Raw genomic sequence first — 19,773 nt, forward strand, 5'->3', positions numbered from 1 at the left:
GACCCCAGCCATGACCGCAGCGCCTTCATCGTCCAGCGCCCCGGCGCGGCAGGCCTCCGCGCCGACCGCGGACGCGGGTTCGCCGGGCATGGCCGCCGTCCAGCCGGGCGCTGACGGCATGCCATCCGCCATCGCCGGTATCGGCCTGGACCTGATCCGCATCGACCGGATAGAAAAGGCCCTGCAACGCCATGGCGACCGTTTCGCCCGGAAAATCCTGGGCGAACAGGAGCTGGCCAAGTTCCACGCGCGGCGGGCACGGGACCCGCGCCGCGGCATCCGTTTCCTGGCCACGCGTTTCGCCGTGAAGGAAGCCTTTTCCAAGGCCGTCGGCCTGGGCATGCGCATGCCCATGACGTGGCGGCGGGTGCAGACCCTGAACGCGCCGGGCGGACGGCCCGTCCTGGTCCTGTCGCCGGAACTGCTGGCCTGGTATGCGCCACGCTATGGCGCCGCCCACGTCTCCCTGACCGACGAAACCGACATGGCCGCCGCCTATGTGATCGTCGAACGCAAGGCAGCCTGAGAAGGGCGGCGCTTCGATCCAACCCGGCGCCCGCGCGCCGGATCTTCACAAGAGATATTCATGCCCCGCAAAAAGAACAAATCGCAGCTGCCCGGTCCCGTCATGGTCGACGTGGCCGGCCCGGAGCTGAGCAAGGAAGAAAAAAAGCGGCTGCGCCATCCCCTGGTGGGAGGCGTCATCCTGTTTGCCCGCAACTTCCAGGACAGGCAGACCCTGTGCGAGCTGACCGCGCGCATCCACAAGGTGCGCGACGAGCCCCTGCTGATCGCCGTGGACCATGAAGGCGGCCGGGTCCAGCGCTTTCGCACCGATGGCTTCACGCCCCTGCCGCCCATGCGCGGCCTGGGCAGGGTCTGGGATCGCGATCCGCTGCACGCGATGCGATTGGCCACGGAAACCGGCTACGTACTGGCGGCCGAACTGCGGGCCTGTGGCGTGGACATGAGCTTCACGCCGGTGCTGGACCTGGATTACGGCGTCAGCAAGGTTATCGGCGACCGCGCCTTCCATCGCGATCCGCGCGTCGTGGCCATGCTGTCGCGGGCCCTCATACAGGGGCTGGCGCTGGCGGGCATGGCCTCCTGCGGCAAGCATTTTCCCGGACACGGTTTCGTCAGCGCCGATTCGCACCACGAAATCCCGGTGGATCCGCGCAGCCTGGAACGCATCCTGCGCGAGGACTCCGCCCCCTACGGCTGGCTGGGCGACCTGGTCCTGCCGTCGGTCATGCCCGCCCATGTCATCTATCCCAAGGTGGACGACAAGCCGGCCGGCTTCTCGCGCCGCTGGATCCAGGATATCCTTCGCGGCCGCATGGGCTACGATGGCGTGGTGTTCTCCGATGACCTCACCATGGAAGGCGCCTCGGTGGCCGGCGACATCCTGGCGCGCGCCCAGGCCGCCCTGGGCGCCGGCTGCGACATGGTGCTCGTATGCAACCGTCCGGACCTGGCCGATGAGCTGCTCGCGCGCCTGGAACACGAATCGCAGCCCGAATCCGTCGAACGTATCCGCCGCCTGATGCCGCGCCATCCGGCCGTGGACTGGAATGATCTGCAGGCCGACCGCCGTTACCAGCATGCCCGAAGGCTTCAATCTCAAATCGTTTCTGGCTGACCTGCCGCATCTGCCGGGGGTCTACCGGCATATCGACGCCAACGGCGAGGTCATGTACGTCGGCAAGGCGCGCGACCTGAAAAAGCGCGTGTCTTCGTATTTCCAGAAAACGCTGACCAGCCCCCGCATCGCCCAGATGGTGGCCAAGGTCGCGCTGGTGGAGGTCACCGTCACGCGGTCCGAGGCCGAGGCCCTGATCCTGGAAAACAACCTGATCAAGAGCCTGCGGCCGCGCTACAACATCCTGTTCCGCGACGACAAGTCCTACCCGTACCTGCTGATCACGGCGCACGAATGGCCGCGCATCGCCTACTACCGGGGTTCCACCAACAAGCCGGGGCAGTTCTTCGGGCCTTTTCCCAACGCCTGGGCGGTGCGTGAAACCATACAGATCCTGCAAAAGGTCTTTCGCCTGCGCACTTGCGAAGACACCGTCTTCGCCAACCGCTCGCGGCCCTGCCTGCTGCACCAGATCGGCCGCTGTTCCGCCCCCTGCGTGGGCGCGGTGCCGGCGCAGGAATACGCCAATGACGTGGCGCGCGCCGGCCGCTTCCTGAACGGGCAGGCCAAGGAGGTCATGCAGGATATCGAGGCCCGCATGCTGCGGGCATCCGAAGCCCTGGAGTTCGAGGCCGCCGCGGTGCTGCGCGACCAGATGGGTTCGCTGGCGCGCGTGCTGCACCAGCAGACCATGGAAGACATGGGCGGCGAGGACTGCGACATCATCGCCGTCGCCATCGCCGGTGGCCGCGTCTGCGTGAACCTGGCGATGGTGCGCGGCGGGCGCCACCTGGGCGACAAGCCGTTCTTTCCCACCCACGCGGAAGGCGAGTCCGCCCCGGATGTCCTGGAGGCCTTCGTCGGCCAGCACTACACCGACAATCCGCTGCCGCCCATCCTGGTCTGCTCCCATGCCCCGCCGGATGACGATCTGATCGTCCTGCTGTCGGAACAGGCCGGAACGCGCAGCCGTGTGCTGACCCGCCCGCAAGGCGTGCGCCGCTCCTGGCTGGAACAGGCCACCCGCAATGCCGAGATGGCCCTGGCGCGTGCCTTGACCGAGTCCGGCGCACGCGCCGCCCGCACTCTGGCATTGGCCGAAACGCTGGACATGGAAACCGACGAGGCGGCGCTGGACGGCCTGCGCATCGAGTGTTTCGACATCAGCCATACGGCCGGTGAGGCCACCCAGGCGTCCTGCGTGGTGTTCGAGCATCACGAGATGCAGCCTTCGCTGTACCGGCGCTACAACATCGCCGGCATCACGCCGGGGGACGACTATGCGGCCATGCGCCAGGTGCTGACCCGCCGCTTCGCCAAGGTCGCCGATGGCGAGGCCCCGCTGCCCGGCCTGGTGCTCATCGACGGCGGCAAGGGGCAGGTGGAGATCGCCCGCCAGGTATTCGCCGAGCTCGGATTGGACGTGCACGTGCTGGTGGGCGTGGCCAAGGGGGAGGGCCGCAAGGTCGGCCTGGAGACCCTGGTTTTCGCCGACGAACGGCCACCGGTCGCCCTGGGGCCCGAGTCGGCCGCGCTGATGCTGATCGCCCAGATCCGCGACGAGGCCCACCGTTTCGCCATCACGGGGATGCGGGCCCGGCGCGCCAAGGCCCGTAACGTGTCAAGGCTGGAGGAAATCGAAGGCGTGGGCGCGCGCCGCCGCCAGCGCCTGCTGGCGCGCTTCGGCGGGTTTTCCGGGGTGTCGCGCGCCAGTATCGAGGACCTGGCCTCGGTGGATGGAATTTCGCAGGAATTGGCCGAACGGATCTACGACGCCTTGCATTGACCGGCCAGTATGACAGCCCGGCGTCGCGGGCTGTTGTAGCATACGCGTCATCATGCCTATCAACGTTCCCATCATTCTGACGTGGCTGCGCATCGCCATGATCCCGCTGGTCGTCGGGCTTTTCTACCTGCCTGCCAGCTGGCTGGCCGAGCCCAACCGCGACATGCTGGCGGCCGCGGCCTTCGTCATCGCGGCGCTGACCGACTGGTTCGACGGCTGGCTGGCCCGCAAGTGGAACCAGACTTCGGCCTTCGGCGCCTTCCTGGATCCGGTGGCGGACAAACTGATGGTCAGCGCTGCGCTGCTGGTCCTGCTGGACCTGGGGCGGGTCGACGCCTTTATCTCGCTGGTCATCATCGGCCGCGAGATCACGATTTCGGCGTTGCGGGAATGGATGGCCAAGATAGGCGCCAGCGCCAGCGTGGCGGTGCACCGCCTGGGCAAGTTCAAGACCGCTGCCCAGATGGTGGCCATTCCCTGCCTGCTGTACTGGCAGCCCATCCACGGCGTCAGCACCCGTGTGCTGGGCAGCATCCTGATCCTGGTGGCGGCCGTGCTGACGGTATGGTCCATGCTGTACTACCTGCAGCGCGCCTGGCCCGCCATCCGCGAAAAAAGCCTATGAGCATCCGTTCCGTTTCCGCCATCCCGCTGTCCATGCCCTTCGAGATCGGCGGGCCCAAGCCCCTGCTGGCGGGCAAGCCGCGCGAAATGGAGATGCTGCTTATCCGGGTGGAAACGGACCAGGGACTGGTCGGCTGGGGCGAGGCCTTCGGCTTCGCCGTATGGCCCGCCACCAAGGCCGCCATCGAGGCCCTGGTGGCGCCCATGGCGGTCGGCCGCGACGAAGCCGACATCGCCGGCATCATGAACGACCTGTCGCGGAAATTCCACCTGTTGGGGCGCTCCGGCCCCGTCATGTATGCGCTGTCGGGGCTCGATATCGCGCTGTGGGACCTGGCCGGCAAGGCCGCCGGCAAGCCGGTGGCCGAACTGCTGGGCGGCCGCCGCCGCGACAGCGTGCCGGCCTACGCGAGCCTGATGCGTTACACCGATCCGGACATCGTGGCGCGCAATGCGGCGCGCGCGGTGGGCGAGGGCTACACCACCATCAAGCTGCACGAAACCGGCGTGGAGCAGGTCCGCCGCGCGCGCGAGGCCATCGGCTCCGGCATCCGGCTGACCGTCGATACCAATTGCCCCTGGACGGCGGACGAGGCCATCTCCATGGCCCGCCAGATGCGCGGCCTGGACCTGCTCTGGCTGGAAGAACCGGTCTTCCCGCCCGAGGACCATGCCAGCCTGGCGCGGGTACGCCGCGAGGCCCCGGTGCCGACCGCCGCCGGAGAGAACGCCGCGGGCTACCTGGAGTTCCAGGCCATGTTCCAGGCGGGCGCCGTGGATTACGCACAGCCCAGCGCCACCAAGGTGGGTGGAATCAGCGAGCTGCTGCGCATCGCCGGCCTGGCGCGGCAATATGGCGTGAAGCTCGCGCCGCATTCCCCTTATGTCGGCCCGGGCCTGCTTGCCACCGTTCATGTGCTGGCCGCCCTGGAAGAAGACATCGAGCTCGAATACTGCTACTGCACCATAGACGTCAACCCGCTGGGCGATGCCGTGCTGGCCGCCGGCGGGCGGGTCGCGGTGCCGCGCGGTCCCGGCCTGGGCCGCGATCCCGATATGGCCCTGGTGGAGAAGTGCGCCGTCCGGTGATGCGGCCGCCGCACTGTCCGCCTGCTGGACAGTGCGGCGCCTGCCGTCTTGCGCGCCGGCGCGTAAACGCCAACACTCCACGGACAAGAATTCAAGCAGACCGTTAGGAGACATCATGGCATTGATGGCATGGGCCCGGCGTTGCGCGCCGGCCGTTCTGTGTACCCTGGCAATGGCCGCCGCGCCGGCCGGCAACGCGCTGGCGCAGGGCAGCTATGTCCGCCTGGTCGTGGCGTTCCCGCCGGGGGGACCCTCGGACCTGATGGCGCGCGTGATCAGCGAGCAGCTCGGCAAGGAACTGAAGCAGAACGTGGTGGTCGAGAACCGTCCCGGCGGCAACGGCGCCGTGGCGGCGCAGTACGTGCTGCATGAGCCGGCCGATGGCAAGACCCTGTGGATTACCACCGCCGGCGCGATCACCATCAATCCGTCGCTGTATCCCAAGCTCGCCTACAAGGTGCAGGATTTCGCGCCGGTCTCGCTGGTGGTCAATACGCCGGAAATGCTGGTGGTCAATCCCAAGAATCCCGCCAAGGACGCCAAGGAATTCATCGCCAACGCGCGCAAGGGGGGCCAGGTCAATTTTGCCTCGTCGGGCATCGGCAGCATGCCGCACATGGCCATCGCGCTGTTGACGGAAAAGACCAAGGTATCGTTCCTGCACGTGCCTGAAAAAGGCGCGGCGCCGGCGATCTCGGACCTGATGGGCGGACACGTGGATGCCTTCGTGGGCGATGTCCCGGGCATCCAGGCGCTGGTGAAGTCGGGCGGGCTGAAGGGCCTGGCCATCGCCGCGCCCAAGCGAAGCCCGCTGTTTCCCGACATTCCCACCTTCGAGGAAGAGGGGATTCCCGGCATGGAGCTGCTGAACAACTGGAGCGGCATCTACGTGTCCAGCAAGACGCCGGCGGCGACCGTCGAGCAGATCAACCAGGCCATCCGCCGCACGCTGGCCGACCCGACCGTGGCCGGCAAGCTGCGCGACCTGGGCGTGGAGCCGCAGGCCAGCAGCCCGGCCGAACTGCAAGCCCTGGCGGACCGCGACAGCGGCCAGTGGGCGCGGATCATCAAGGTCAACAATATCCAGCCGGAGTAAACGGAGGAACGCGGAAACACCGCGTCGCATGCCGCGCTTCGCCCGGCATGCTTTCCTTGCGGCGTCTGGCTCAGCCCTTGGCTTTGAGGATCGCATCGGCGATCCGGTCGCCTGCTTTCATGCCCACATAGGTAAGCGGCGACATCGCCAGGCGCGCGAAGTCGCGCGCCGTGAAATTGCCGGCCTCCACCACGGTTTTGACGGCATACGCGGCGGGCGGTGTGAAGGCGATCTCCCTGACGGCCGTGGCGGCGATACGCGCCGCCTTGCCCAGCGCCGTGCACGCCGCGGCGGACGCCGCCTCGGGCTGGACAAGGTCGTGGGTGATCACGTCGCTGGGCGCCGCGTAATCGGCAAAGGCTTGGGCCGCGCGTTCGGCAGTATCGCGACCGGCGCGGGCATGGACGATCGCATCCTGCCTGCCCTTGCAGGCAAGGGGCAGCAGGCAATCGGGCGAGGCGACAGTGGGCGGGAGACTTCCTATGGTCATGGGTTTTCGCTTCCTTGGATCGATATGACGGTATGACGGAGGATGCCCCCAGGCATCCCGGAAGATGCCGTAAAAGCATCCCCGTCTGGGGAACCCTGTCGATAGAAGCGATCCCTAGGCATCCGCCATCGATGCGCGGGCGCGTCGCCGTGGCGTTCCGTCCTGGTTTATCACAGGGCAGGCCGACAGCCTTGGTCGGCGGCGGGGTGCAGGGTTTGGAATCGCGGACCCATTCACCGGATTCCGGCCAGGAGCAATCCCACGGCGCGGTTCCTCAGCCGGGGATGCCTTCACAGGGCATCTTTGTCGATTGATCACTGTTGGAACTGAAATGGATATCCGTACCTTTGCACAAACTTCCATGCCCATTGGCGTCGGACATGCGGCCGTCGCCCTCTACGATCTTGCAACCGGAGCGGGCGACAACTCCGCGGGACGCTGTGCGACCGGCGATGGGACCGCCGAAGTCTTCGCGAACTACCAAGCCGCCGAGCCCGCCGGTTCGGATGGCGGCGCGGTCGCCTTCGTGGAGGACGCCGCCAATCGCATAATCGAAGGCGGCAAAGTGGTGGCCGACAAATTCTTCCTGGATGGCATCGCCAAGATGGCCGAGGCATCGGTCCACGTATCGCGCCTGGCGATGAGCCCGATGCTTCCGGGCGGGCCGGAACAGGCCGCCAAGGAACTTGTCGCCACGGTTTGGCCGGGGGCGCGACGCGCGTAAACCGCGCTTGGCGACCATGCCAGCCGGGCAATAGGCATATCGGATGCCGGGGCGTAAGTCCCGGCGGTGCCATCCGGCTGCGTCTCCATAGCGTCATGGCGCCGCGTCGGCGCGGCGCCATGCGGACGGCAGGCCCGGCCCCTGGCGCGAGCCCGGCCTACTGCCTGGCGGTACGCAGATCCATGGGCGGGGCAGGCCAGCCTGGGGTGGCGCGCCAGGGATTGATGTCCAGCCCGCCTCGGCGGGTATAGCGTGCATAGACCGACAATGCCTGCGGGCGGCAGGCCGCCATCACGTCGGTAAAGATGCGCTCCACGCAATGCTCGTGGAATTCCGCATGCTCGCGAAACGAAACGATGTAGGCCAGCAGCGCGGCACGGTCCAGCTTGGGGCCGCGATAGCCTATCTGCACGCTGCCCCAATCCGGTTGGCCCGTGACGGGACAGTTGGATTTCAGCAGGTCGGAAGTCAGCGATTCCTCCACGACCCGCGCGCCCGGTTCGCAGCGCAGCAGCTGCGGCGCGGGCGTATAGGCATCGGTCTCGATGTCCAGGTCGTCCAGCGTCGTGCCGGCCAGGTTCGCGATGCGCTCCCGGTTGAAAGCGTCGGGCGGTATCAGCTGCAAGCGCACCGGCCCGCCGGCTACGGCGCCCAGATCGCGTTCGACCCGCTCGATATAGGCCGCCGCATCGGGCAGCCGCGTCTGGTTCAGCGAGTTCAGGTATAGCTTGAAGGACTTGGATTCGACGATGCACGGCGTATCGGCCGGCACGATGAAGCGTCCGATCGCCACCTGGGGCTTGCCGCGCGGGTTCAGCCACGACAGTTCATAGGCATTCCATATATCGCAGCCCTGGAAGGGCAGGGACGCGCCGATGCCGATGGCCGCGCGATTGTCGGCGCGCGGCACCGGAAAGAGCAGCCCGGGATCGTATTGGCCGGGATAGGCGATGTCGTGGCCCAGCGGGGCCTGGTCGAGATTCATGGATGTGCACGGCTGGCGATACGGAATACGCCATTTTAGGCCGGCGCGGCGGGACGGCCGTACCCGGGGCCACGCCGGCCTGTACGTCACACGCGCGTCGACGTCGGCGCAGGCTGCCGGGATTCCGCTACGGCGGCCCCTGCGGCAAGGTCCAGGGCGCCGACGATCAACTGCAGGGTGCGGGCATGTTCATGCGACGCGCCCTGGCGCCAGCCGAACTGCTCGGCCACCATCTGATGATCCAGGCGCCATCGCGGTATGCCGGGATTCGCGCGCTGGCGGTCGTTCAGCGCCGTTTCCCAGACTTGCGTCCCGCGCAGGATGCGAATGGCCTGGGAACGCATCGCGGAGAACTCCCCGGTGCGTTGCAGCGCTTCCCCCAGTTTCGTGATGGCCGGTCGGTCCGCCGGAGTAAGCGTCATCCAACTATCGGGGCTCTTGATGGCCTTGATCCATGCCGCGTCCACGCCCGCTTTTTCCCATTCCCCGGCGACGCGGTCGATGATGGCTCGGGTATCGAGCACGCGAGTGGGTGGGATCGTTTCGATTCCGAGCGCCGACGGTGCGGTGGAGCCGATGTCGACCGGCGGCAGGGCCGGATCTTGCGCGGTGGAGGTCTCGTGGCGTTCGAATGTCACGGCGGCAGCCCTGCCGGCGTGGTGTGTCCCGGAGCCGGGCGCCTGCGCCGAAGATTCCTGCTGCGGCGATGACGGCACGGGCGTTACCAGGAAAGGCAGCTGCGGGCTTACCGGTGGGATGGATACGGTGCTCATGGGGATGTCTCCTGGAGGGGCGTGATGCAAGCACCGCCGCGTGTGCACGGCGATGCATGGCGAGGTGAAGAAAAGATGCCGGCGGGCATCCCTGCCTGAGGAACGCGGCCAAGGAATTGTTCCTGCGCGCCATCGGTGATTGCGTCCGTGATTCCGCTGGCGCGGTGGCCCTCATTGTTCGCTGTCCACGAAGTGACATGTCGAGAGTGCCGACGTCCTGCACGCGCGCATCCCATCGCGGCGCATCCCGGCATGGGCAAGCGCCGTGTCCATCTCCTGGCGATGCCGTCGAAAAAGCCCGCTATATCCGGGACTTCCGGCCGATCATGCCGAAGCGAGCCGTCTTGGCCGGGGCCCTTGCGGCATGGCGCGCCGCCCGATGGAGGGGCGCACGCGCATCGCTGCAGGCCGCCGCTGCGGCGCATGCCGAGTCGGCCTGTCACGTCCGCGCGGGTAGAATCCAGGCAATCGAATCCGACGAGAACGGCGTGGATCCCATCATCTCAATCCGAGGCCTGTCCAAGACATACAAGTCTGGATTCCAGGCATTGAAGAACATCGATCTCGATATCCGGCGCGGCGAGATCTTCGCACTGCTGGGACCGAACGGTGCCGGCAAGACGACCCTGATCAGCATCATCTGCGGCATCGTCAATCCCAGCCGCGGTACGGTCCTGGCCGACGGGCATGACATCATCCGCGACTACCGGGCGGCGCGCGCCAGCATCGGGCTGGTGCCGCAGGAGCTGAATACCGACGCGTTCGAAAGCGTGTGGAGCACGGTCACGTTCAGCCGTGGCCTGTTCGGCAAGCCTGCCGATCCGGCCCATATCGAGCGTGTGCTGCGCGACCTGTCGCTGTGGGACAAGAAGGACGCGCGGATCATGGCCTTGTCAGGCGGCATGAAGCGGCGCGTGATGATCGCCAAGGCGCTTTCGCACGAGCCGCGCATCCTGTTCCTGGACGAGCCGACCGCCGGCGTGGACGTCGAGCTGCGCCGGGGGATGTGGGAGATGGTGCGGCGGCTGCGCGAGCAGGGGGTAACCATCATCCTGACCACCCATTACATCGAAGAAGCCCAGGAGATGGCCGACCGCGTGGGCGTCATACGCCAGGGCGAGATCATCCTGGTCGAGGACAAGAACGCCCTGATGAAGAAGCTGGGCAAGCGGCAACTGACGCTGGTCCTGAAAACCGCGCTGTCCGCCTTGCCGCCCGCGCTGCAGGGCTATCAGCTGGAGCTGGCCGGAGAGGGCCACGAACTGGTCTATACCTACGACAACCAGGTGGGCGGTGGCGACATCGCGACGCTGTTGCGCAAGCTGGACGAGGCGGGCGTGGAATTCACCGACCTGCGCTCATCGGAAAGCTCGCTGGAGGAAATCTTCGTCAGCCTGGTCCATGCACGTCCTGAGGGGCAAGCGCAGCCATGAATATCTATGCCATCCGCGCCATCTACCTTTTCGAAATGCATCGCATGTGGCGCACGCTGATGCAAAGCGTGGCCTCGCCGGTGATTTCCACGTCGTTGTACTTCGTGGTGTTCGGTTCGGCCATCGGTTCGCACATGGTCAATATCGACGGCGTCAGCTATGGCGCCTTCATCGTGCCCGGCATGATCATGCTGGCCCTGTTGACGCAAAGTATCTCCAACGCGTCCTTCGGCATCTATATGCCGCGCTTTACCGGGACCATCTACGAGATCCATTCCGCGCCGATTTCCTATGTGGAGATCGTCATCGGCTATGTGGGCGCGGCGGCGTCCAAGTCCATCATCCTTGGCATCATCATGCTGGTCACCGCCCGCATTTTCGTGCCTTTCGGTGTGGCCCATCCCCTGTGGATGGTGGGCTTCCTGGTGCTGACCTCCATCACGTTCAGCCTGTTCGGCTTCATCATCGGCATCTGGGCCGACGGGTTCGAGAAACTGCAAGTCATTCCGTTGATGGTGGTGACGCCGCTGACCTTCCTGGGCGGCAGCTTCTATTCCATTAACATGCTGCCCGATTTCTGGCGCGCGGTGACGCTGTTCAACCCGGTCGTCTACCTGGTCAGCGGCTTCCGCTGGAGTTTCTTCGGCGTGGCCGACGTCCATGTCGGCGTTAGCGTAGGCATGACGCTGGTGTTCCTGGCGGCGTGCATGATCGCCGTGCGTTGGATCTTCAAGACGGGCTATCGCTTGAAGACCTGAGGCGGGCTATCGCACTCGGCTCAGGGTATCGAGCGGTGCTGATCGGGTTTCTCGGTCGTTGGGTGACCTGGCTGGGGGGATCCGGCGTCGGTGGTTGTTTTGCTCATGTTGGCGTGGTTGCTTGGCGGTTTGGGTGTTTTGCTCATGCCGTCCGGCTTGCTCATGCCGTCCGGCGGTGGAGATGCCTGTCGTGTCCGGCCCGCTCGGGCGGTCCAGGGCGTTCGCCCTGGACTTCCGCTTCGTCTTCCTCCTTCGGCGGCCGAAGTGGCGTTGGGGTTCTTGCCGCTTTTTTGCCCGGCCGTCCTACGTACGGAAGCCCTCGCGCGCCCTCGGACGGGCCGGCCCCGACAGGCATCTCCCCCGCCGGACTCACGGGGTGCCTTAGCGCCGGCCGCTGGGGCGGTCGGTTTTCTTGGCCCTTCGTGGGCCGTGTTTCCGGGTTAAGGAAGATCTTGCGTTGCCCGTCGTTTTCGGGCCGCCCTGCGCGGCCCTAAAACGCCTACGCGGTCGGGGCATGCGGTGGTTGTTGGTAATGCCACGGTTGCTGGTAATGCGTAGGTCGGGGAATCAAAGTGGAATCTTGGCCCGCGCAGGGTGGGGGGAACAAGGCGGTGTGGCGGGCCGCCCGCCGGCCCGCCACACCGTAGCACCGTGCCTTGCCACGGGCGTTGGGAATGGCGCGGTCGCGATTCGTTAGCAAACCGCGCGCGCAATCGGGCTAGCGGCGCGTGGCACCTACGCCAGCATCGGTGGCATGCCACGGGCGTTGGGGATGGCGCCGCCGCGATTCGATAGGAAACCGTGCGCGCAATCGCGCTAGCGGCGCGTGGCACCTATGCCAGCATCCGCGGCATGCCACGGTGCCTACGGTGTGGCGGGCCGGCGGGCGGCCCGCCACACCGACTTGTTTCTCCCCCAATCTGGGCGGGCAACGCTTCCACTTCGGGCGACGACCGTCGCAAGCCCGCACCCGCCGCACGCCACCATCGCGTAGCCGATTCGGAGCCGCGCAGGGCGGCTCCGAATCGGCGGGCACCTCAAGATTCTTCTTATCAAGCGACAAGCGCCCCACGAAGGGCCAAGCACACCGCCCGTCCCAGCGACCGGCGCTAAGGCAACCCGTGAGTCCGGCGGGGGAGATGCCTGTCGGGGCCGGCCCGTCCGAGGGCGCGCGAGGGCTTCCGTACGTAGGACGGCCGGGCAAAAAAGCGGCAAGAACCCCAACGCCCGTTCGGCCGCCGAAGGAGGAAGACGAAGCGGAAGTCCAGGGCGAACGCCCTGGACCGCCCGAGCGGGCCGGACACGACAGGCATCTCCCCCGACGGACGGCATGAGCAAGCCGACCACCGAGCGGACGGCATGAGCAAGCCGACCACCGAGCGGACGGCATGAGCAAGCCGACCACCGATCAGACACCCGCCGCTACTCCATGCCCCAGCACCGTACCCTCCATGGTTGTCGCCCTGCATTGAAGCCCGCGTTCCGCCCATTCGCCGCCCGCCAAAAAAACGCCGGCACGCGAGGGTGCCGGCGTTTGCCTTGCCAGGGCGTTTATACCGCCGGCACGGCTTCCTTCTCGAGCGCGACTTCGAGGGCATCTTCGACCCGGTCCAGCAGGACGAATTTCAGCTTGTCGCGCGCTTCCTTGGGTACGTCGTCCAGGTCTTTCTCGTTGCGCCTGGGCAGCATCACGGTGGTGATCCCCGCGCGCAGGGCCGCCAGGGTTTTTTCCTTGACGCCGCCTATGGGCAGCACCAGGCCACGCAGGCTGACTTCGCCCGTCATGGCGACGTCCGAGCGTACCGGCGTGCCTTTCAACAAGGATGCCAGGGCGACGAACATGGCCACGCCGGCGCTGGGGCCGTCCTTGGGCGTGGCGCCCGCCGGTACGTGGACGTGGATGTCCACCTTGTCCAGCGCGTCGCCGCTCCAGGTCTTGGCCAGCGTCAGGGCCGCCTGCGCGGATTCCTTCATGACGTCGCCCAACTGTCCCGTCAGGATCAGCCGTCCGCCGCCGGGGACCTTGCTGGCCTCGATGAACAGGATGTCCCCACCCACCGGCGTCCAGGCCAGGCCGGTGGCCACGCCCGGTACGCTGGTGCGCAGCTTGACCTCGTTCTCGAAGCGCCGTGGGCCCAGCGGATCGGCGAGGTCGCCGGCGTCGATGCGCACGCTTTCCTGACGGCCTTCGGCGATCTGCATGGCGGCATGCCGCAGCACGGAGCCGATCTCGCGCTCCAGGTTGCGCACGCCCGCTTCGCGGGTGTAGTCCTCGACGATGGCCTTCAGGGCCGCGTCGGTGACTTCCGCCTGTTCCGGGCGCAGGCCATTGGCCTCCAGCTGGCGGCGCACCAGGTAGCGCCGGGCGATCTGGATTTTTTCTTCCTCCGTATAGCCCGGAAGCTGGATGATCTCCATGCGGTCGCGCAGCGGGCCCGGAATGGTATCCAGCACGTTCGCGGTGCAGATGAACATCACGTGCGACAGGTCGAAATCCACGCCCAGGTAGTTGTCGCGGAACTTGTGGTTCTGCTCGGGGTCCAGGACCTCCAGCAGCGCGCTGCCGGGATCGCCATGAAAGCCGCCGGCGCCCAGCTTGTCGATTTCGTCCAGCATCAGCACCACCTTGCTGGTGCCCGCGCGCCGCATCGCCTGGATGATGTTGCCCGGCAGGGCGCCCAGGTAAGTGCGGCGATGCCCGCGGATTTCCGCTTCGTCGTGCACGCCGCCCAAGGCCACGCGCTGGAAGACGCGGCCCGTCGCCCGCGCGATGGACTGGCCCAGCGAGGTCTTGCCCACGCCCGGCGGGCCGGAGAAGCACAGCACCGGGCTCTTACCCTGCGGATTGAGCTTGCGCACTGCCAGGTACTCCAGGATGCGCCGCTTGATTTTTTCCAGGCCGAAGTGGTCTTCGTCCAGGATGCGGCGCGCTTCCGCGATGTCGATGGGCGGTTGCGGCTCCTGCTTCCAGGGCAGTTCGGTCAGCCATTCCAGATAAGTGCGCAGCATGGCGTATTCGCCGCCGCCCTCGCTCATGCGCTGCAGGCGCTTGAGCTCCTTGCGGGCGTGCGTGAGCACGTCTTCGGGCATGCCGGCATTTTCGATGGCGTTCTTCAGCTCCTCGACTTCCGCCGCGGTGTCGTCGCCTTCGCCCAGTTCCTTCTGGATCTGCCGCAGCTGTTCGCGCAGCACATGCTCGCGTTGGCGCTCGTCGAACTGGGCGCGGGTTTTTTCGCCGATTTCGCGGCTGAGCTTGAGCACGTTGACGCGCGCCGACAGCAGCTCGATCACCTTGTCCAGGCGGCGGCCCAGATCGAAGGTTTCCAGGATGTCCTGTTTATCCTCCACCTTCACGTCGATCAGATTGGCGACCATGTCGGCCAGCAGCGCGGGCGAGGTGACACCCTGCACCACGGCGGCCAGTTCGTCCGGCACGTGCGGCAGCAGGCCGATGGCCGTCACCGCCTGTTCCTTGAGCTGCAGGAAACGCGCTTCGATCTGCGGATCGGAGGTTTCCACCGGTTCGACCATGGCGACGCGGGCCACCATAAAGGGCCAGCCTTCCAGGAATTCCAGCACGCGGAAGCGCGACTGTCCCTGGACCACGATGTGATGGGCGTCGTTCTGGCCCGTGATGTAGCGCACGATCGGGCCCTGGGTGCCGACCCAGTACAGGTCCGAAGGGCCGACGTCGGTCTTGGTGGCGTCGCGCTGCAGCAGGAAGCCGACCGGCAGCTCGCTCTTGACGGCTTCCTGCGCGGCCGCCACCGAGCCCGTGCGCTGCACCGTCACGGGCGAGAGCACGCCCGGGAACAGCACCGCTTCGCGCAGCGGTATCAGGATCATCGCGTCCTGCGGCAGGGGCTTGGTCGTACGTTGATCCGGCTCGCCGGCGGGCGCGCTGTTGCCGCCCGCGCGGGCCCGGTCATCGTCGGTCCTCACTTGCATGGTGGGCCAAAGCTTCATGGCGTTTCCTTTCTTTTCCTGAACGTCAATACGAGGCAACCATCCGACATCTCGGGCGTGCTGGGCTCCAGCGCGGCCACGGGCAGGACGATGTGGCGTTCGAAGCGCCCATAAGGGATTTCGACCCGGTGGATATGGGCGGCGCCGCCGGCCGGCAGGCGCCGCATGCCGGACACCGTCACGCCGTCGGCCTGATAACGCACGGTGACGGCCGAGGACGGCACGCCCGGCAGGGCGATGTGGACGATCACGGCATCCGCCGTTTCGACCACATCGATGGGCGGCTCCCAGATATGCGGATCCGCCGCGCAAGCTCGGAAGAACTGCCGTTGCAGGCGTTCGGCCTGTTCCAGCATGGAGAGGGCGTCACCCCACATCCAGGACGTCAAGTCGCGTGATCTCATGGTTTCTGCCTACGGGATATGTCGCCTAAGTGGCGGCGGCCTTCAACGTTTCAAGGGTGGCGCCCGGCGGACGACGCAAGGCCGGACGCAGCATTTAGCGTACCCCTGGGAAGGGGCCCATGAAAGTGCGGCGATGGCAGCGGTGCACCGGCGAGGCGAAGCGGGCGGGCGACCGTCCAGGGACGGAGCCCGCCGCCGGGCGACCGGCGCGGGCCTGCGGGTGAAGGCGGACGCCCGGCGTGCGGCGGGGCCCGGGTAGAGGGTGGTATGCCCGCCGATGGGCGGTCAGGAAGGGGAAGACGTACGCGCTGGCGATGTACGGGAGCGCGGGCGGCGCGCGGTGTGGAATAGGATGACGGCGATGGGCACCGCCAGCGCGACCCAGGAGGCCCAGTGCCAGATCTCCGTGCCCAGCAGGGCCGCCAGCAGGCCGAACACCGTCAGCGCCAGCAGGATCAGGGGCGCGCGCCACACGAACCAGAATTTATGCGTACCGGCCATGGCCGCGGACTCCTACAAGGGTTGGACCGCACGATTTTATAATAAGAATCGTTATTGTTTGTCCTGCCACACGGGAAGCGGGGCGCCATACCCGTCCGCGAGCCGGCCGGGACGGATACGGGCGCCTGGCGCTTCCCCGGCAATACGCGGATCGGGCGCCGGGGCGGGAAGTCTCGATGCCAGGGGGCGGGGCCCGCCTGGGCCCGCGCGGTTCGCGCAAGGACAACACCGGCCACGGCCGGCGCGGCCTGTACATCGGGACAGCTAGCGTTCCGGTCTGCGCCGCCAGAAGAACCACAGCAGCGCCAGCACGGCGCCCGTGCCCAACAGCACCGCCGCCGCCAGGTAGACCGGCCGGGCACGCATGGCCATGTCGCGATAGATGCGGGCGGCCGCCGCCGTGGCGTCCGGGGGGACGGACAGGGGATCCACCCCGTAGGCGAAGGCGAAGACCGCGGCGCCCAGCAGGAGCAGGAACAGCGCGCTCCAGCCCAGCTGCGGGATGCGCGGTCCGCGCGCGGGCGCCGCTGCCTTGGCCCGTGCCTTGGATGCCGCCGCCCGCGTCTTGCCCCCGGACGACGCGCCATCGGCGCGGGCGGACCCGCGCTCCGCCTTGGCCGCGGCCTTGTCGGCCGCCTTTCCCCTGGCCAGCGCGGGATCCCTGGGCGGGCGGTTCATCCAGGCGCGCATCCCCGCCAGGCTGCCGAACCCGGCCAAGGCGCCGAAGATGGCGGCGGGCGAGAGGGTATTGCCGCCCGCCAGCCAATGCGCCGTGCCGCCGACCAGCGCCGAGGCGCCCAGCGCGTCGTACAGGCGGCCGCCCAGCCATCCGATCGCGGCCAGCGCGGCCACGATGACCACGGCGACGCAGGCCGCTCCCGCGATATCGCCTTTGCGTTCCTGGTCGAAGGCGACGACGGCGATGCCCACCAGGCGGATGCATAGCAAGGTGGCGGCGATGAGGACCGCCACGACGATCCAGGACAGCGAGAAACCGTAGAGAAAGCGAGCCAGAACCAGGGCCATGGAAAGACGGGGAAAAGTTAGCGCGGCGGCAGTGCCCGCGCCGGATCGACAGGCTTGCCGCTTTGGCGCAATTCGAAGTACAGCTCGACTTGCTTGCTGTCGGTATTGCCCATTTCGGCGATCTTCTGGCCCTGTGTGACCTGCTGTCCTTGTTTGACCAGCAGCCGGCGGTTGTGCGCGTAGATGGTCAGGAATCCGGAAGTATGGCGCAGGATGACCAGGTTGCCGTAGCCGCGCAGGCCGTTGCTGGCGTAGGCCACCGAGCCCGCGGCGGCGGCCACCACCGGCGTGCCGGCGGCATTGACGATGCGCAGCCCTTGCGAGGAAGAACCGTTGAATCGCTGGGCGAGCGTGCCTTGGGCCGGCCATACCAACTGGATGCCGCGCAAGGGCGTCGTGTCGGCGGGCCTGGCGCTGTCGGGCTTGGCGGCGGCGGACTTCGTGCCCGACCCGGACCGGGCGGCGGGCCGGGTTGGCGACGGCGCGGCGTCGCCGGGCGGCGTGACGCGCAATACCTGGCCCACGTCGATGCGGTTGGCGCTGTCCAGGCGGTTCCAGCGGATCAGGTCGCTCACGCTTTGCCTGTGCTCGCGCGCGATCTGGGTCAGGGTGTCACCGGATTCGACGCGGTAGTAGCCGGGCGGCACGCGGGTGGAGGCGCAGGCCGCCAGCAACAGCGCCAAGGCGGCAGCGCAGGCGATACGCCGTGCGCGGACGGCATATCGGATTCCGGCATGGCCGGGGGAAGAAGGATGGGGGTGCGATGGCGATAGCAGCGGCACTGGCGAAACGGGTTTCCGGGTCTGGCGCGGGGATGCCACGATGGCGTCCCCGCGAAGGGTACCAAGAAACGCCGTCCGCTGCGCGCCGCGCATGGCTGGAGCCGGCGCGGAGCCGCTCCAACCATGGTCCCGGCCTTAGCCGATCTGCACCGGCACGAACAGTTTGCCGTCGCCGCGCTGGACCAGCAGGGCCGCCGTCTTGCCGGCCTTGGACACCGCGCTGCGTACCTCGTCGACATTGCGCGTGGGCACGCCGTTCACTGACAGGATGATGTCGCCCGGCTGGATACCGGCCTTGGCGGCGGCGCCCTCGGCCTGCTCGACCAGCAGGCCCGGCGTTCCGGCCTGTTGCTGTTCGTCGGGCGTCAGGGGGCGCAGCGCGAGCCCGAGCCTGGCATGCTGGCCTGTTTGCGCGTTGGCGGCGGCGACGGTTTCCTGTTTGCCGTACTTGCCCAGCGTCGCCGTTACCTGCACGGGCTTGCCGTCGCGCCAGATGTCCAGCTTGACGCGCGTGCCCGGATCTTCCAGCGTAATGATCGAGGACAGGTCGCCCGACGAGACGACCGGGCGGCCGTCGATGGCGCGGATGACGTCTCCGGATTTCAGTCCGGCCTTGTCGGCCGCGCTGCCTTTTTCCACGCTGGCCACCAAGGCGCCGCTCGGGCTGTCCAGCTTGAAGGAATCGGCCAGGTCCTGGTTGACCTCCTGCACCGTCACGCCCAGCATCGCGTGGCTGGCCTTGCCGTGCGCCACGATTTCATCCTTGATCTTCGTGGCGATGTTGATCGGAATGGCGAAGGACAGGCCCTGGAAACCGCCCGTGCGCGTATAGATCTGCGAATTGATGCCGACGACTTCGCCGCGCGAGTTGAACAACGGCCCGCCCGAATTGCCGGGATTGACCGCCACGTCGGTCTGGATGAAGGGCACCGACGTGTCGTCGGGCAGCGAACGGCCCTTGGCGCTGACGATACCGGCCGTCGCGGTGTTTTCCAGGCCATAGGGCGAACCGATCGCCAGTACCCAATCCCCGACCTGCAGGTTGTCGACGCTGCCCAGGCGGACCACGGGCAGGTTCTTGGCATCGATCTTGATGACGGCGACATCGGTGACCGGATCGCTGCCCAGAACCTTGGCGCGGTACTCGCGCCGGTCGGTCAGTTTGACGGTGACTTCATTGGCGTCCTGCACGACGTGGGCGTTGGTCAGGATCAAGCCATCGGCGCTGACGATGAAGCCGGAGCCTTCGCCGCGGATGGGTACCTCTCGCGTGCCGGGGCCCATCTGGCCGGGAAAGCCCGGAAAGCCCGGCATGCCGGGCATGCCGCCGAAGAATTGCGCGAAGGGGTCCTGCTGCAGGGCGACCTTCTTGGTGCCGGATACGCTGATGTTCACCACGGCGGGGCCGTATTCGCGCGTGATCTGCGCGAAGTTCGGCACCGAGGTCATGCCGAGGGCCGGTTGCACGGGCTGGGTCATGGCGGGGGGCGCGTTCTCGGCATGAGAGGCGGTGCCGATCGTGGCGGTCGCCGCGGTGGCGCCGATGACACCGGCGGCGATCAGCGACATCGTCAAACGGGAGGGAGTAAGGGTCTTGATCTTCATATCGGGTCCTCGAGCACTCGTCCAATGAGCGTTTGTTGCGGTGGCAATGCTCCAGCGGCCACCTGTGTCTGAACACGGCGCCATCTTCC

General features: G+C 67.2%; 18 protein-coding genes. 9 read left to right on the plus strand and 9 right to left on the minus strand.

Going from position 1 to position 19,773, the window contains the following annotated elements:
* Nucleotides 1-88 precede the first annotated feature (88 nt).
* From acpS to BAU06_RS08420, 6 genes are all read left to right on the plus strand, one after another.
* On the plus strand, nucleotides 89-526 hold the full coding sequence (acpS, locus tag BAU06_RS08395; RefSeq protein WP_066358472.1) for a holo-ACP synthase: 438 nt from the start codon (nucleotides 89-91) through the stop codon (nucleotides 524-526).
* Nucleotides 527-586: 60 nt separating this feature from the next.
* On the plus strand, nucleotides 587-1,642 hold the full coding sequence (nagZ, locus tag BAU06_RS08400) for a beta-N-acetylhexosaminidase (RefSeq protein WP_066346962.1): 1,056 nt from the start codon (nucleotides 587-589) through the stop codon (nucleotides 1,640-1,642).
* Nucleotides 1,605-3,428 (plus strand): excinuclease ABC subunit UvrC, encoded by a 1,824-nt coding sequence (gene uvrC / locus BAU06_RS08405; RefSeq protein WP_066346964.1) that lies wholly within the window; start codon nucleotides 1,605-1,607, stop codon nucleotides 3,426-3,428. Before nagZ ends, uvrC begins: the two co-directional genes overlap by 38 nt.
* Nucleotides 3,429-3,480: 52 nt before the next feature.
* A complete protein-coding gene (pgsA, locus tag BAU06_RS08410; RefSeq protein ID WP_066346966.1) occupies nucleotides 3,481-4,053 on the plus strand; it encodes a CDP-diacylglycerol--glycerol-3-phosphate 3-phosphatidyltransferase in 573 nt (190 codons plus the stop codon).
* Nucleotides 4,050-5,141 (plus strand): mandelate racemase/muconate lactonizing enzyme family protein, encoded by a 1,092-nt coding sequence (locus tag BAU06_RS08415; RefSeq protein WP_066346968.1) that lies wholly within the window; start codon nucleotides 4,050-4,052, stop codon nucleotides 5,139-5,141. Before pgsA ends, BAU06_RS08415 begins: the two co-directional genes overlap by 4 nt.
* A 115-nt stretch (nucleotides 5,142-5,256) precedes the next feature.
* Nucleotides 5,257-6,237: a Bug family tripartite tricarboxylate transporter substrate binding protein gene (locus BAU06_RS08420; protein WP_156770183.1), complete on the plus strand. Its 981-nt coding sequence runs from the start codon at nucleotides 5,257-5,259 to the stop codon at nucleotides 6,235-6,237.
* A 70-nt stretch (nucleotides 6,238-6,307) separates the two neighbouring features.
* On the opposite strand, the gene BAU06_RS08425 is transcribed toward BAU06_RS08420, so the two are convergent.
* The gene (locus BAU06_RS08425) at nucleotides 6,308-6,727 is read right to left on the minus strand and encodes a hypothetical protein (protein WP_066346973.1); all 420 of its coding nucleotides are present in this window, start codon (nucleotides 6,725-6,727) and stop codon (nucleotides 6,308-6,310) included.
* Between the two features lie 331 nt (nucleotides 6,728-7,058).
* Here BAU06_RS08425 and BAU06_RS08430 point away from each other — a divergent pair, with 331 nt between their 5' ends.
* Nucleotides 7,059-7,451, plus strand: a complete 393-nt coding sequence (locus BAU06_RS08430) for a hypothetical protein (protein ID WP_066346976.1) — start codon at nucleotides 7,059-7,061, stop codon at nucleotides 7,449-7,451.
* Nucleotides 7,452-7,608: 157 nt separating this feature from the next.
* Here the strand turns inward: BAU06_RS08430 and queF are convergent, their stop codons facing one another.
* A complete protein-coding gene (gene queF / locus BAU06_RS08435) occupies nucleotides 7,609-8,436 on the minus strand; it encodes an NADPH-dependent 7-cyano-7-deazaguanine reductase QueF (RefSeq protein WP_066346979.1) in 828 nt (275 codons plus the stop codon).
* A gap of 86 nt (nucleotides 8,437-8,522) precedes the next feature.
* Nucleotides 8,523-9,209: a hypothetical protein gene (locus tag BAU06_RS08440; RefSeq protein ID WP_066346981.1), complete on the minus strand. Its 687-nt coding sequence runs from the start codon at nucleotides 9,207-9,209 to the stop codon at nucleotides 8,523-8,525.
* Between the two features lie 488 nt (nucleotides 9,210-9,697).
* Between BAU06_RS08440 and BAU06_RS08445 the strand changes: the two genes are divergently transcribed.
* Nucleotides 9,698-10,642, plus strand: coding sequence for an ABC transporter ATP-binding protein (locus BAU06_RS08445; protein ID WP_066346986.1), 945 nt, complete (start codon nucleotides 9,698-9,700; stop codon nucleotides 10,640-10,642).
* Nucleotides 10,639-11,400: an ABC transporter permease gene (locus tag BAU06_RS08450; RefSeq protein ID WP_066346988.1), complete on the plus strand. Its 762-nt coding sequence runs from the start codon at nucleotides 10,639-10,641 to the stop codon at nucleotides 11,398-11,400. The genes BAU06_RS08445 and BAU06_RS08450 overlap by 4 nt, the downstream gene beginning before the upstream one ends.
* Before the next feature lie 1,551 nt (nucleotides 11,401-12,951).
* Here BAU06_RS08450 and lon read toward each other — a convergent pair.
* From lon to BAU06_RS08480, 6 genes are all read right to left on the minus strand, one after another.
* Nucleotides 12,952-15,246, minus strand: a complete 2,295-nt coding sequence (gene lon, locus BAU06_RS08455) for an endopeptidase La (RefSeq protein WP_231934071.1) — start codon at nucleotides 15,244-15,246, stop codon at nucleotides 12,952-12,954.
* A 116-nt stretch (nucleotides 15,247-15,362) separates the two neighbouring features.
* Nucleotides 15,363-15,770, minus strand: a complete 408-nt coding sequence (locus BAU06_RS08460) for an Hsp20/alpha crystallin family protein (protein ID WP_066346992.1) — start codon at nucleotides 15,768-15,770, stop codon at nucleotides 15,363-15,365.
* 285 nt (nucleotides 15,771-16,055) lie between these two features.
* Nucleotides 16,056-16,271 (minus strand): hypothetical protein, encoded by a 216-nt coding sequence (locus BAU06_RS08465; protein WP_066346994.1) that lies wholly within the window; start codon nucleotides 16,269-16,271, stop codon nucleotides 16,056-16,058.
* A 264-nt stretch (nucleotides 16,272-16,535) separates the two neighbouring features.
* The gene (locus tag BAU06_RS08470; RefSeq protein WP_066346997.1) at nucleotides 16,536-17,297 is read right to left on the minus strand and encodes a hypothetical protein; all 762 of its coding nucleotides are present in this window, start codon (nucleotides 17,295-17,297) and stop codon (nucleotides 16,536-16,538) included.
* Between the two features lie 17 nt (nucleotides 17,298-17,314).
* Nucleotides 17,315-18,025, minus strand: a complete 711-nt coding sequence (locus BAU06_RS08475) for a M23 family metallopeptidase (RefSeq protein WP_066358479.1) — start codon at nucleotides 18,023-18,025, stop codon at nucleotides 17,315-17,317.
* A 189-nt stretch (nucleotides 18,026-18,214) separates the two neighbouring features.
* Nucleotides 18,215-19,684, minus strand: coding sequence for a DegQ family serine endoprotease (locus BAU06_RS08480; protein WP_066347003.1), 1,470 nt, complete (start codon nucleotides 19,682-19,684; stop codon nucleotides 18,215-18,217).
* Between the last annotated feature and the right edge of the window lie 89 nt (nucleotides 19,685-19,773).

The organism is Bordetella bronchialis (genome assembly GCF_001676705.1).
Taxonomy (GTDB): Bacteria; Pseudomonadota; Gammaproteobacteria; order Burkholderiales; family Burkholderiaceae_B; genus Bordetella_C; species Bordetella_C bronchialis.